The organism is Streptomyces sp. NPDC048353, assembly GCF_055587165.1.
The window spans coordinates 1043949-1057784 of record NZ_JBVJGU010000001.1; the positions used below are offsets into that span (position 1 = coordinate 1043949).

7 protein-coding genes are annotated in these 13836 nt (G+C 71.9%); 4 read left to right on the forward strand and 3 right to left on the reverse strand.

Annotation, left to right across the window (positions count from 1 at the left end):
• The first annotated feature begins 195 nt into the window (after positions 1-195).
• Both gltB and ACZ6RC_RS04690 read left to right on the forward strand, forming a co-directional pair.
• Positions 196-4755: a glutamate synthase large subunit gene (gene gltB / locus ACZ6RC_RS04685; protein ID WP_469579240.1), complete on the forward strand. Its 4560-nt coding sequence runs from the start codon at positions 196-198 to the stop codon at positions 4753-4755.
• Complete coding sequence (locus tag ACZ6RC_RS04690) at positions 4748-6208, forward strand: glutamate synthase subunit beta (protein ID WP_469579242.1); 1461 nt, start codon at positions 4748-4750, stop codon at positions 6206-6208. The genes gltB and ACZ6RC_RS04690 overlap by 8 nt, the downstream gene beginning before the upstream one ends.
• Before the next feature lie 149 nt (positions 6209-6357).
• On the opposite strand, the gene ACZ6RC_RS04695 is transcribed toward ACZ6RC_RS04690, so the two are convergent.
• From ACZ6RC_RS04695 to ACZ6RC_RS04705, 3 genes are read right to left on the reverse strand one after another with little or no spacing between them, the layout of a single operon-like run.
• Positions 6358-6810 carry a hypothetical protein gene (locus ACZ6RC_RS04695; protein WP_469579244.1) on the reverse strand — a complete coding sequence of 151 codons (453 nt, stop codon included), beginning with the start codon at positions 6808-6810 and terminating at the stop codon, positions 6358-6360.
• Positions 6807-7142, reverse strand: coding sequence for a hypothetical protein (locus ACZ6RC_RS04700; protein ID WP_469579246.1), 336 nt, complete (start codon positions 7140-7142; stop codon positions 6807-6809). Before ACZ6RC_RS04700 ends, ACZ6RC_RS04695 begins: the two co-directional genes overlap by 4 nt.
• Positions 7139-12358 (reverse strand): HD domain-containing protein, encoded by a 5220-nt coding sequence (locus ACZ6RC_RS04705; RefSeq protein WP_469579248.1) that lies wholly within the window; start codon positions 12356-12358, stop codon positions 7139-7141. The genes ACZ6RC_RS04700 and ACZ6RC_RS04705 overlap by 4 nt, the downstream gene beginning before the upstream one ends.
• 182 nt (positions 12359-12540) lie before the next feature.
• Between ACZ6RC_RS04705 and ACZ6RC_RS04710 the strand changes: the two genes are divergently transcribed.
• On the forward strand, positions 12541-13260 hold the full coding sequence (locus tag ACZ6RC_RS04710) for a VWA domain-containing protein (protein WP_469579250.1): 720 nt from the start codon (positions 12541-12543) through the stop codon (positions 13258-13260).
• Between the two features lie 191 nt (positions 13261-13451).
• The gene (locus ACZ6RC_RS04715; RefSeq protein WP_469579251.1) at positions 13452-13826 is read left to right on the forward strand and encodes a VOC family protein; all 375 of its coding nucleotides are present in this window, start codon (positions 13452-13454) and stop codon (positions 13824-13826) included.
• The last annotated feature ends 10 nt before the right edge of the window (positions 13827-13836 follow it).

Genomic DNA, 13836 nt, shown 5'->3' on the forward strand with positions numbered 1-13836 from the left:
CCCAGACGAACACCCCGAGACCGACCTGTCCTTCGGTGAACCCACGCCACCGCTCCGTGTCAGCGGTGTCCGCATGCTGGAATGTGCTATCCGCTTCCCGAGAAGCCAGCCATCATGTAACCTGCACGAAATTTCGCGGAGGGCCAACGTCGTCCCTCGGCTGCTGCATATGCCACGACGACGACGGGAGAGCCGATGCGTTCCGACGCCTGGTCGCCCATGGACGGTCGCCCCGCTCCGCAGGGGATGTACGACCCCCGTAACGAACACGACGCCTGTGGTGTCGGGTTCGTGGCCACCCTCACCGGTGTAGCCAGTCACGCACTGGTCGAGCAGGCGCTGACCGTACTGCGCAACCTCGAGCACCGCGGCGCCACCGGCTCCGAGCCCGACTCCGGAGACGGCGCCGGCATCCTGCTCCAGGTCCCGGACGCCTTCCTGCGCGAGGTCACCGACTTCGAGCTGCCCGCCGCCGGCGCCTACGCCGTCGGCATCGCCTTCCTCCCTGCCGACGGCTCCGCACAGGCCGTCTCGCAGATCGAGACGATCGCGTCCGAAGAGGGCCTGGACGTCCTCGGCTGGCGCGAGGTCCCCGTCACCCCCGAGCTGCTCGGCGCCTCCGCCCGCTCCACCATGCCCGTCTTCCGTCAGCTCTTCGTCGCCGACGGCCACAGCACGGACATCGCGCTGGACCGCAAGGCGTTCGTCCTGCGCAAGCGCGCCGAGCGCGAGGCCGGGACCTACTTCCCCTCGCTCTCCGCCCGCACCATCGTCTACAAGGGCATGCTGACCACCGGCCAGCTCGAGCCCTTCTTCCCGGACCTGTCGGACCGCCGCTGCGCCACCGCCGTGGCCCTGGTCCACTCCCGGTTCTCCACCAACACCTTCCCGAGCTGGCCGCTGGCCCACCCGTACCGCTTCGTCGCGCACAACGGCGAGATCAACACGGTCAAGGGCAACCGCAACTGGATGGTGGCCCGCGAGTCCCAGCTCGCCTCCGACCTCTTCGGCGAGGGCAAGCTCGACCGCATCTTCCCGGTCTGCACCCCGGACGCCTCCGACTCCGCCTCCTTCGACGAGGTCCTGGAGCTGCTCCACCTCGGCGGCCGCTCCCTGCCGCACAGCGTCCTGATGATGGTCCCCGAGGCGTGGGAGAACCACGACTCCATGGACCCGGCCCGGCGCGCCTTCTACCAGTACCACTCCACGATGATGGAGCCCTGGGACGGCCCGGCCTGCGTCACCTTCACCGACGGCGTCCAGGTCGGCGCGGTCCTCGACCGCAACGGTCTGCGCCCCGGCCGCTACTGGGTCACCGACGAGGGCCTCGTCGTCCTCTCCTCCGAGGTCGGCGTCCTCGACATCGACCCCGCCAAGGTCGTCCGCAAGGGCCGCCTGCAGCCCGGCAAGATGTTCCTCGTCGACACCGCCGAGCACCGGATCATCGAGGACGACGAGATCAAGGCCGGCCTCGCCGCCGAGCACCCGTACGCCGCATGGCTGGAGACCGGCGAGATCGAGCTCGAGGACCTCCCCGAGCGCGAGCACATCGTCCACACCCACGCCTCGGTCACCCGCCGCCAGCAGACCTTCGGCTACACCGAGGAAGAGCTCCGCATCATCCTCGCCCCGATGGCCCGCACCGGCGGCGAGCCGCTCGGCTCCATGGGCACGGACTCCCCGATCGCGGCCCTCTCCGAGCGCCCCCGGCTGCTCTTCGACTACTTCACCCAGCTCTTCGCGCAGGTCACCAACCCGCCGCTGGACGCCATCCGCGAGGAGCTGGTGACGAGCCTGCTCTCCTCGCTCGGCCCGCAGGGCAACCTGCTGGAGCCGACCTCGGCCTCCTGTCGCAGCGTCACGCTCCCCTTCCCGGTGATCGACAACGACGAGCTGGCCAAGCTCATCCACATCAACGCCGACGGCGACATGCCCGGCATGAAGGCCGCGACCCTCTCCGGCCTGTACCGGGTCTCCGGCGGCGGCGACGCGCTCGCCGCCCGCATCGAGGAGATCTGCGCCGAGACCGACGCGGCGATCGAGGGCGGCGCCCACCTGCTCGTCCTCTCCGACCGGCACTCCGACGCCGAGCACGCGCCGATCCCGTCGCTGCTGCTCACCGCGGCCGTCCACCACCACCTCATCCGCACCAAGCAGCGCACCCAGGTGGGCCTGCTGGTCGAGGCCGGCGACGTCCGCGAGGTCCACCACGTGGCCCTCCTCATCGGCTACGGCGCCGCCGCCGTCAACCCCTACCTCGCGATGGAATCCGTCGAGGACCTGGTCCGCGCCGGCACCTTCATCGAGGGCCTGGAGCCCGAGCAGGCCATCCGCAACCTGATCTACGCCCTCGGCAAGGGCGTCCTGAAGGTCATGTCCAAGATGGGCATCTCGACCGTCGCCTCCTACCGCGGCGCCCAGGTCTTCGAGGCCGTCGGCCTCGACACCGCCTTCGTCGAGAAGTACTTCAACGGCACCGCCACCAAGATCGGCGGCGCCGGCCTCGACGTCGTCGCCAAGGAGGTCGCCGCCCGCCACGCCAAGGCGTACCCCGCCTCCGGCGTCCCCTCCGCGCACCGCGCGCTGGAGATCGGCGGCGAGTACCAGTGGCGCCGCGAGGGCGAGCCGCACCTCTTCGACCCCGAGACCGTCTTCCGCCTGCAGCACGCCACGCGCAACAAGCGGTACGACATCTTCAAGAAGTACACGGACCGGGTCAACGAGCAGTCCGAGCGCCTGATGACCCTCCGCGGCCTGTTCGGCCTCACCGCCGACCGCCCCTCGATCCCGATCGAGGAGGTCGAGCCGGCGAGCGAGATCGTCAAGCGGTTCTCCACCGGCGCCATGTCCTACGGCTCCATCTCCCGCGAGGCGCACGAGACCCTCGCCATCGCCATGAACCAGCTGGGCGGCAAGTCCAACACCGGTGAGGGCGGCGAGGACCCGGAGCGCCTGTACGACCCGGCGCGCCGCTCCTCCATCAAGCAGGTCGCCTCCGGCCGCTTCGGCGTCACCAGCGAGTACCTGGTCAACGCCGACGACATCCAGATCAAGATGGCGCAGGGCGCCAAGCCCGGCGAGGGCGGCCAGCTGCCCGGCCACAAGGTCTACCCGTGGGTCGCCAAGACGCGTCACTCGACGCCCGGCGTCGGCCTCATCTCTCCGCCGCCGCACCACGACATCTACTCCATCGAAGACCTCGCCCAGCTGATCCACGACCTGAAGAACGCGAACCCGCAGGCGCGGATCCACGTGAAGCTGGTCTCCGAGGTCGGTGTCGGCACGGTCGCCGCGGGCGTCTCCAAGGCCCACGCGGACGTCGTCCTCATCTCCGGCCACGACGGCGGCACGGGCGCCTCCCCGCTCACCTCGCTCAAGCACGCGGGCGGCCCCTGGGAGCTCGGCCTCGCCGAGACCCAGCAGACCCTGCTGCTCAACGGCCTGCGCGACCGGATCGTCGTCCAGACCGACGGCCAGCTCAAGACCGGCCGGGACGTGGTCATCGCCGCGCTCCTCGGCGCCGAGGAGTTCGGTTTCGCCACCGCGCCGCTCGTCGTCTCCGGCTGCGTCATGATGCGCGTCTGCCACCTGGACACCTGCCCGGTCGGCATCGCCACCCAGAACCCGGTGCTGCGGGACCGCTTCTCCGGCAAGGCCGAGTACGTCGTCAACTTCTTCGAGTTCATCGCCGAAGAGGTCCGCGAACTCCTCGCCGAGCTGGGCTTCCGTACCCTCGAAGAGGCCGTCGGCCACGCCGAGCTGCTCGACACCAGCCGCGCCGTCACGCACTGGAAGGCGCAGGGCCTGGACCTGGCCCCGCTCTTTCACGTGCCCGAGCTGCCCGAGGGCGCGGTCCGCCACGCCCAGGTCGCGCAGGACCACGGTCTGGAGAAGGCCCTCGACAACGAGCTGATCGAGCTCGCCGCCGAGGCGCTGGGCGCCCGCTCCGCCGAGGAGGCGCAGCCCGTCCGGGCGCAGGTCGCCATCCGCAACATCAACCGCACGGTCGGCACCATGCTCGGCCACGAGGTGACGAAGAAGTTCGGCGGCGCCGGCCTGCCCGCCGACACCATCGACATCACCTTCACCGGCTCCGCCGGCCAGTCGTTCGGCGCCTTCCTGCCGAGCGGTGTCACGCTCCGCCTGGAGGGCGACGCCAACGACTACGTCGGCAAGGGCCTCTCCGGCGGCCGCGTCGTCGTCCGCCCGGACCGCGGCGCCGACCACCTGGCCGAGTACTCCACCATCGCCGGCAACACCATCGCCTACGGCGCCACCGGCGGCGAGCTGTTCCTGCGCGGCCGCACCGGCGAGCGCTTCTGCGTCCGCAACTCCGGCGCGCTGGTCGTCTCGGAGGGCGTGGGCGACCACGGCTGCGAGTACATGACCGGCGGCACCGCGGTCGTCCTCGGCGAGACGGGCCGCAACTTCGCGGCCGGCATGTCGGGCGGCGTCGCGTACGTCATCGACCTCGACCGGGACAACGTCAACTCCGGGAACCTGGCGGCCGTGGAGGCCCTGTCGGACACCGACAAGGAGTGGCTGCACGACGTCGTGCGCCGCCACCAGGAGGAGACGGGCTCGACCGTCGCCGAGAAGCTCCTCGCCGACTGGTCCGTGAACGTGGACCGCTTCAGCAAGATCATCCCCACCACGTACAAGGCAGTGCTCGCCGCCAAGGACGCCGCTGAGCTCGCCGGTCTCTCCGAGTCCGAGACCACCGAGAAGATGATGGAGGCGGCGACCCATGGCTGACCCCAAGGGCTTCCTGACCACCGGACGCGAGGTCGCCAAGACCCGCCCGGTGGGCGAGCGAGTCAAGGACTTCAACGAGGTCTACGTCCCCGGCTCCCTGCTGCCGATCATCAGCAAGCAGGCCGGCCGCTGCATGGACTGCGGTATCCCGTTCTGCCACAACGGCTGTCCGCTCGGGAACCTGATCCCCGAGTGGAACGACTACGCCTACCGCGAGGACTGGACCCAGGCCTCCGAGCGGCTGCACGCCACCAACAACTTCCCGGAGTTCACCGGCCGCCTGTGCCCGGCTCCGTGCGAGGCCGCGTGCGTGCTCGGCATCAACCAGCCGGCCGTCACCATCAAGAACGTCGAAGTCTCCATCATCGACAAGGCGTGGGACAGCAACGACGTCAAGCCGCAGGCGCCCGAGCGCCTCTCCGGCAAGACCGTCGCCGTGATCGGCTCGGGCCCGGCGGGCCTCGCCGCCGCCCAGCAGCTGACCCGGGCCGGCCACACGGTCGCCGTCTTCGAGCGTGCCGACCGCATCGGCGGACTGCTGCGCTACGGCATCCCCGAGTTCAAGATGGAGAAGCGGCACATCAACCGCCGCATCGAGCAGATGCGCGCGGAGGGCACCAAGTTCCGCACCGGCGTCGAGATCGGCCGCGACATCACCGCGACCGACCTGCGCAAGCGGTACGACGCCGTGGTCATCGCCGCCGGTGCCACCACCGCCCGCGACCTGCCGGTTCCCGGCCGGGAGCTGGCCGGCATCCACCAGGCGATGGAGTACCTGCCGCTCGCCAATAAGGTCGTCGAGGGCGACTTCGTGGCCCCGCCGATCACGGCCGAGGGCAAGCACGTCGTGGTCATCGGCGGCGGCGACACCGGCGCGGACTGCGTGGGCACCGCCCACCGCCAGGGCGCGGCCTCGGTCACCCAGCTGGAGATCATGCCGCGTCCGGGCGAGGAGCGGGCGGCCGGCCAGCCGTGGCCGACGTTCCCCATGCTCTACAAGGTCACCTCGGCGCACGAGGAGGGCGGCGAGCGGGTCTACTCCGTCTCCACCACCCACTTCGAGGGCGACGAGGACGGCAACGTCCAGTTCCTGCACCTGGTCGAGGTCGAGTTCATCGAGGGTAAACTGACCCAGAAGCCGGGCACGGAGCGCAAGATCCCCGCCCAGCTGGTGACGCTTGCGATGGGCTTCACGGGCACGGACGTCGAGAACGGCATGGTCTCGCAGTTCGGCCTGGAGCTCGACGAGCGCGGCAACGTCGCACGGGACGCGGACTTCGCCACCAACGTCGGTGGTGTGTTCGTGGCCGGTGACGCGGGCCGCGGTCAGTCGCTGATCGTCTGGGCGATCGCCGAGGGCCGCTCGGCGGCGCGCGGAGTCGACCGCTTCCTCACGGGCGCGAGCGACCTCCCGGCCCCGATCCGCCCCACGGACCGGGCCCTGACGGTCTGATCCGGCACCACCCCTGAGACGTCCCGTACAACGACGTGCGGAACTGAGCGCGGCGCCTTCCCGAATGTCCCCGACCGGACGACTGGGCGGGCGCCGCGGCGCGTGCGGGGCGGTGTTGTGGAAAGCCCCTCCGGCCGGGTGGTATCCGGTCAGGTGCTGCTGGGGGCGATCCAGGTGGTCAGTGAGGCCGCCGCCACGGCCAGGACGCCCAGCAGGCCCATCCAGCGGGCCCAGTCCGTCATCCGCCGGACCGAGCGGGCGCGGTCCCGTTCGTAGCGGAGGATCTGGACCGCGCCGAGGGGCCGGGTCGCGCCCGGGCGCTCGTGGACGGCGGAGACCATCATCCACGAGGCCACGATCAGCAGCAGGAACGCCCCGGCGAGCAGCCCGATCACCGACCACTTCGGCCCGGGCGACAGCTTGCTCAGGTTCTCCTGCCCCTTGAGCACGAAGATCACCGTGAGCAGTCCGGTGAGCGTCGCGAGGAAGTTCCGGTACCCCTCCGCCTGCTGCAGCGCCGCCCGCAACTGCTCCGGCGGGGTCGCCATCGCCCCGGCCCGCGCCTCCGCGTCGCGGAGCTCCTTCGTCGTGAACTCGCTCACCGGGGGAGCCCCTGCGGCGGGAAGGCGATCCAGAACCCGGCGCCGCAGCCCGACTCCACCGCCGCCGGCCGGTTCACGTGCCAGGACGTGCACACGCACTGCGTGTACCAGGGGCCGTCGTCGTCATCGGGCCGGTTCCGGCGGCTGCCCGGCCCCTTGGACGCGACGTACTGCCCGTACGGCCAGACCTTGGTCATCGGACACCCGCAGGCGGGGCACTCGCCGGTCGCCTCGTACCGTCCCTCGCCTTCGGGGCGGTATTCCCACAGGAAGTGGGTCGAGGCGGCGGTGGGCGGCAGATCGCGGTTGCGGTACGGGACGGTGGAGCTCATGGGCGCGGGCCTCCGGGCGTGGGCAGCTCAAGGGCGAACAGGCGGGCGTAGCGGCGGAGCCGGGCGAGGACCTCGTCTTCGGAGAGATCCGTCTCCTCGGCGCAGAGCGCGAGGTGATCCGGGTCGACGGCCCCCTCGAGCGCGGGCGCGCGGCCGGTCAACTGGCGGGTGAGGAGGACGACGTCCTGCCAGTCCGGCGTGATCTCCCGCTCGGCCTCGTCGGGCGCGGGCGTCCGGACGTCGAGCCCCAGACACCGGAACGGCGCGTACCGGTCGTACACCCGCCCCACCGACCACCCGAACCGCCCGGCCACGAGCACGAGCTCCAGCGGCCCGAGCAGACCGGGCCCGAGGAGCCCGGGGTCGAACGCGGCCAGGTCGAAGAAGTCGGGGACGAAGCCTTCGAGGGCTTCGGCGTCGGGGCCGGTGAAGGGGCCGGGGAGGGCGGGGCCGCCGACGCAGTGGAAGGCGGAGACGCGGCGGATGGCGTCGCCGAGGGAGCCGCGGAGGGTTTCGGCGTACGTCAGGAGGTCCTGGCAGGACAGCCGGTGCCGGAAGCCGCCGGGCTCGGACGGGTTCTGATCGACCAGGCGGGACGCCTCCCAGGACGTGGGGGCGAGCGCGAGGGCCTGCGTCGGCACCTCGGGCAGGCGCAGCGGGAGGAGCGGAGCCGCTTGGCGCAGGACGTCCACGGCCTCGCCCAGGGTGGTATTCCGCCGGGCGGCGAAGGCGACGAGCAGGGCGAGGTGGAGGCCGTCGGCTCCTTCGAGGTCCCACCGATTCCCTTCGCCGAGGAACCACAGGGGATAGACGATATCCAGGAGGTCGGAGAGCGCCGGGCCCATGGCGGAGAACTGCTCGACAGCGGTGTCGAGCAGCTCGCCGGCTCCCGGAGCGAGCACACCGCACGCCTCCAAGAGCAGCATTTCGTGGCGTAGTTCGGCGCCGGTAGGGTCCTCCGTGTACGCCGCCCAGACCAGCCTCCAGAGACCGTAGCCCGACCGCTCACCCAGGCTGTCCCGCCGTCTATTGCGGATCATCGAGTGGATCCAGGCGGGTGGTGTCCAGTTCACGCACGGGGAGGGGACTTCGGGCGCGGTCACGCCGGTGACGGGGGCCAGCCGGTTGATCTGTTCCGCCGCGCGTCCCAGCGGGAGTTCCGTTCCGGCGCTGCGTTCCAGCAGCTGGAGCATGTGCAGGGGGCCCGGCGGCAGCCAGGGCGGTGCGCCGTCCGCGTTCGCGGACAGCAACCGCTGCTCCACGCCGTTCAGCGCCGGGTGGTCGAGCATCTCCTCCGTCACCGAGTCGCTCCGGCGGAAACCGAGGGGGCCGAGCGCCGTCAGCGCCTCGGCCAGCCTGCGCCGCTGCTGAGGCGCGGGTGCGCGCAGCAGCAGATCGACGGGGTGCACCTCGCCCTCCCGCCAGGTCCAGTCGTCGCCGGTCACCAACGGGGAGCGGACGGAGGCGAGGAGCAGAGCATCGGCGTGCAGCACCTTGGACCCCAGATCCTCGCGCCGCAGTCCGGCCGTATCCGGCACGGGGACGCCGAGACGTACCAACTGGCGCAGCTCGTCCAGGGCCTGGGAAGGGGGGATGTCGTGGTGGGCGGCGACGATCAACAACGGTGCGTGCGCGGCCGGCCGTCCGTGGGCGTTGTCCCGCGCCTCCGCCGCCTTCCCGTACGCGAGGCAGAGGTCGGTCATGACCGAGGTGGGCACGGGCAGCTCGCGCAGTCGCCGGATGTCCTCGGTCGCGGGGACCTCGACCCCGGCGACGGCGTAGCGGCGCAGCGCCTTGACCGTCTCGGCCAGCGGCACCCGGGCCAGCGCCGCGGCTCGTAGGGGGGCCAGCCATGTGCCGTCGGGAACGTCCCTGAGGAAGAGCAGGGCGTCCACCCCCTCGACCGGCGGGTACCCGTCGGAGGCAGGTGGCTTCTCGGTCCGGAACACCAGTCCGAGCACGGACCGGCGCCAGCGTCGCAGCAGCGCGTTCTCGTAGACGCCGCGCCGATCCGACGGGCTGGCGGGGATGTTGCGCCGGAGGAGATAGCCGTCCAGGGGGAGCACGCCGGTCTCCCGCAACGGCAGCCGGGTGGACGCGATGCTGTAGTCGTTGGGGTGCGGATGCAGCAGGCCCACCACGGCCGCGGGAAGCGCATCGACCAGACCGACGGCGAGCCGGGGTTCCCTCTCGGCCAGATCCCACAGCCATCGCAGCGAGACCTCGCCGACACCGCCGACCGCTTCCGCCAACGTCGCGAACAGCTCCTCGTCCACCCGCTCCTCGTCGTACGACAGCAGCGAGTTCCGGTCCACACTCGGCACCGGGTGGTGGCGCTCCCGCAGGTTGAAGACGTAGCCGTCGACCCGCGGCGCGTGCGCCACCACCACCCCGTCCAGCAGCAGCTGCCCCCGCCCCTGGACGATCCAGCCGTCCGTCCCCGCCTTCACCGGGTCGGCCGGCCAGTCCTCCGTGGCCCGGAGCTTCCCGGGTTCCCAGATCTCGGAGTCGATCTCGTTCCCCTCCCGGTCCAGCTCGACCGCCGTCACCTTGTGGTCGCTCACCCACAGCAGCGACCGCAGGGTCTCCACCAGTGACGGCGGGGCCTCGTCGTCCTGGCTCAGATAGAGGCGGACGAGCGTGCCGCCGCGCTCCGGGGCGGCCGTGGTCGGGGTGATCTGGAGGAGGCCCGAGCCGGACTGGATGGTGGCCTGGAGCGGGGCCTCGGTGCGGGACGGGAGGCCGTGGAGGTCGACGGTGCTCGTGGTGACCACGACCTCCTCGGCCAGCATGAAGTAGCTGAACACGCCGATGCCGAAACGGCTGTTGAAGGGCGTCGGGTCGATGCCGGCGCGGCGCCAGTTGCGGCGCTCCTGGACGAAGTCGGGGTCCTGTTCGTAGCGCTTGCCCGCCCGGGCGAACATCGAGGTCAGCTTCTTGCGGCTCATGCCGGTGCCCGTGTCCAGGCACTCGATGTACGGCCGGTCCTCCGCGTCGTACCCCTGGACGAAGGTGATCTCCGGCGCCCGTTCCGTGGGCGGGCACCGGTCCCGGCGTCGGCCGTACGCGACCCGGAGCTGCCGGTGGCGGCAGGCGTCGAGGGCGTTCTGGTACAGCTCGCGGACGGCCAGCATCTTGTCGCCGTACAGCTGTGTGCCCATCAGCAGCGGGCGGATCTCGTCCTCGGCGAGCCGGAAGCGCTCCAGCGGCTGGGTGTAGCGGTCGTCGAGCGGCCTGAGGAACTCGGTGGTCACCTGGTGCGGGACACCGCGCAGCAGGTCGGGCGCCGCTCTGCGGTCGTCCTTCCAGCTCTGGTGGAGGGCGCGGACGGAGGCGTCGGCGGTGCCGGCCAGCTCCTCCATGGCGGCGTGCAGCGCCGGGTGCGGGCAGGGCAGGTCGACGGCGAGGGCGTACTCCTCGCCGGGCTCCGGAGACCCGTCCCTGCCGACGGTGTCCAGGTCGAAGTCGGCCATCGCGTCGACGACGTCGGCGGGGACGAGGGCGCGGTGGGCGCCGAGGTGGTCGACCAGGACGCTGGACATGCGGCGCGGGTCCGCGGCGAGCAGCGCGGACAGCCACAGGAGGTACGCCAGGTCCCGGCCGCGCCAGGTGTTGCCCCGTACCGCACGGTCGTCGGTCCAGCGCGGGTCCGAGGTGTCGTTGATGCGGGGGCTGCTGCCGGGGGCGACCGTCATATGGGGCAGCACATGGCGGATCTGCCGGTCGACGCGCTGCCGGGTCTGGTCGGTGGGGACGTGCGGGGCGCCGTCGGCCCCCGCGGCGACCGCCGCGACGACCATGTCGAGGAGGTGGTCGACGGCGCCGTAGTCCCCCGTCCGGTCCCAGAGCCGGTCCCAGTCGGCGATGAAACGGTGCCGCAGCCAGTGGTCGGCGGCGGTGGCGGCCTCGGAGAGCCTGCGCTGCCTCAGCGTCTCGGCCGCCAGGCCGACCTGCGAGTGCGCCCGGCAGACGTCCCGGGCCGCGTCGCACACCCACTGGTCGTGCGGAGTGGTCGCCTTCCGGCCGCGGTCGCCCTCGCGGCGGTCGAGCCGGTCCGGGCGGAGCGCCGCCAGCTCGCTGAGGGCGACGGCGACGACGCCCTCGTGCATCAGCGGCGCGGCGAGCAGCGCCGCCGTCTCGGCGGGGGAGAGCCGCTCGGACCCGGTCAGGGCGGCCTGCTCGACGAGCCGTCCGAGCACGCGGACGACCCGTATCGGGTACTCGGGGTCGTTCCAGGGCGTGGCGAGCGGCGAGTCCGTGCCGATACGGCTCCGGGAAACCTCGCTCGCCAGCTCGCCCAGCCGGTCCTTCACCCGCTCGTGCGCGGCGCTGTCGCCGGCGGTGTGGTTCCAGAGGACGGAGCCGGAGACGACCTCGGTCCAGCGGAGGGTCTCCTGGGAGCCCCGGCACAACCAGGACGCCGCGGCCTCGTCCTCACGCCCCTTGGGGACCTGGACCTCGACGGTCGGCGGCGGTTCGGTGAGGTGGGCGGTGAGCCGGTCCACCCGGGCCCGGACGAAGGCGACGACCTCGCCGAAGGTCTGGGGCGGGTGGTTCGGCGAGAGCGCCTCGGAGAGCGCGAGGCCGAAGTAACTCCCCTTCTCCGGATCGGCGTAGGCCGGCTGGCCGCGTCCGCTGCTGCGCAGCCAGATCACGTCGTCGAAGCCCTCGCCGACCAGGACCGTGCGCTCCCGCTGCGGGGCCGGCCCCGGGACGTCGGTCCGGCAGGTGTCCAGGCAGACCACCACCCGTACGCCCGCGGGCACCTCGTCCAGCAGGTCGTCGGGGGTCGTCTCGATCAGCGTCCTGGTGAGCAGGGAGCCGTCCGCGCGCGGCTTGGCGTCGGCGGGCAGCAGATAGTCCCGGCCGTTGACGCAGACGCCGTGGCAGGAGAGGTAGACGAAGGCGGTGTCGCCCGGCGCGCAGGACCGCAGGAACTCGTCCATGGCCTGCACGATCGAGTTCCGCGTGGGATCGCTCCGCTCGTCCAGGGGGTGGGCGGGGTGCAGGGCGTCCACGGAGTAGCCGGAGCCGGCCAGCGCCGCGCCCACCAGCTGGACGTCCCGGTCGACGCAGTCCAGGGGCCGGTAACGCTCCGAGAGCAGCGGATCCCTGCTCAGGTACGGGGTGTCACGGACGCCGATCAGCAGGGCCCGCCGCCGGCCGGCCGCCCGTCCGCCGGCCGCGTCCACGGCACCACCCGTCGTCGCGATCACACGCTCCCCCTCGTCACACCGCCACCCCAAGGCCCATGATTCCAGATCCTGTTACTCCCGGTGGCGGTCCGTCGCAAGAGGGCGTCCGCCATCACGTACGCTCGGCGTTCCGTATGCCGTACGCCGTGCCCGTGCCGGACGGGGGGATCCGTACCGCGTGCGGGACGAGGGAGGGAGCGTCCGTGGCGCTGAGCCTGAGCAAGGTCGAGGAGTCCGCACCCGCGCTGGTGAGTCTGTACAAGACCGCCGGGGTGTCCCTGCGCAAGCACGGGATGAGCGGCCAGCGCGTCGCCGTCTATCTGGTGCTGGACTACTCCGGCTCGATGAAGCCCTATTACCAGGACGGCAGCGTCCAGGCCCTGGCCGACCGGGTGCTGGGGCTCTCGGCGCACCTGGACGACGACGGGCGGGTACCGGTGGTCTTCTTCTCCACCGACATCGACGCCGAGACCGACATCGCGCTCGCCGACCACCAGGGCCGGGTCGACCGGATCGTCGCCGGCCTCGGCCACATGGGCAAGACGAGCTACCACCTGGCCATGGACGCGGTGATCGACCACTACCTCGACAGCGGCGCCACCGCCCCCGCCCTCGTCGTCTTCCAGACCGACGGCGGGCCGATCAACAAGCTCGCCGCCGAGCGCTATCTGTGCAAGGCGGCGAAGCTGCCGATCTTCTGGCAGTTCATCGGCTTCGGCGACCCGGGCAGCCGGCAGTTCGAGTTCCTGCGGAAACTGGACGAGTTGCCGGTGCCGGAGAAGCGGCCCGTCGACAACGCCGGGTTCTTCCACGCGGGGAAGGACCCGCGCCGGGTCCCGGACGCGGAGCTGTGCGACCGGCTCGTGGCCGATTTCCCCGCGTGGCTGTCGGCCGCCAGGGCACAGGCCATCGTGCGCGCCTGACGCGGAGCGCGGGCGCGCCGCCGGGGTCGCGAGCCTGCGCACCCGGCCGCGCCGCCCAGGCCGAGCGCGCCTCGCACCCGAAGCACCGACGCGCCCGCTCCGAGCCCGGACGCGCCGCCGCCCGGCCGCGAGCGCCCGCCCCCGCCGAAAACCACTCGCACGCGCGCGTGGACGCGCAGGAGAGTGTCCCCATGAGCTCCCTGGTGCGACATGTGACGATCGACAGTTCCGACGCCTACGCCCTGGCCACGTTCTGGGCCGCGGTGCTCGACTCCCGGGTGTCCGACGAGGACCGGCCGGGCGACGAGGAGGCGCTGGTGGAGACGCCGGGCGCCGGCGTCCTCTTCGTGACGGTGCCCGAAGGGAAGACGGTGAAGAACCGGGTCCACTTCGACCTCCAGCCGCAGGACCGCACCCGCGACGAAGAGGTCGAACGGCTGATCGCGCTGGGCGCCACGCTCGTCGGAGACCACCGGCGCCCCGACGGGAAGGGCTGGGTGACGCTCGCCGACCCGGAGGGCAACGAGTTCTGCGTCGAACGCTCCGCCGCCGAGCGCGAGAAGTAGGCCGCGCCCG

Bases quoted from the DNA above. Each gene is read 5' to 3' on its own strand.
- gltB (WP_469579240.1), top strand. From the start codon at position 196: ATGCGTTCCGACGCCTGGTCGCCCATGGACGGTCGCCCCGCTCCGCAG.
- ACZ6RC_RS04690 (WP_469579242.1), top strand. From the start codon at position 4,748: ATGGCTGACCCCAAGGGCTTCCTGACCACCGGACGCGAGGTCGCCAAG.
- ACZ6RC_RS04700 (WP_469579246.1), bottom strand. From the start codon at position 7,142: ATGAGCTCCACCGTCCCGTACCGCAACCGCGATCTGCCGCCCACCGCC.
- ACZ6RC_RS04715 (WP_469579251.1), top strand. From the start codon at position 13,452: ATGAGCTCCCTGGTGCGACATGTGACGATCGACAGTTCCGACGCCTAC.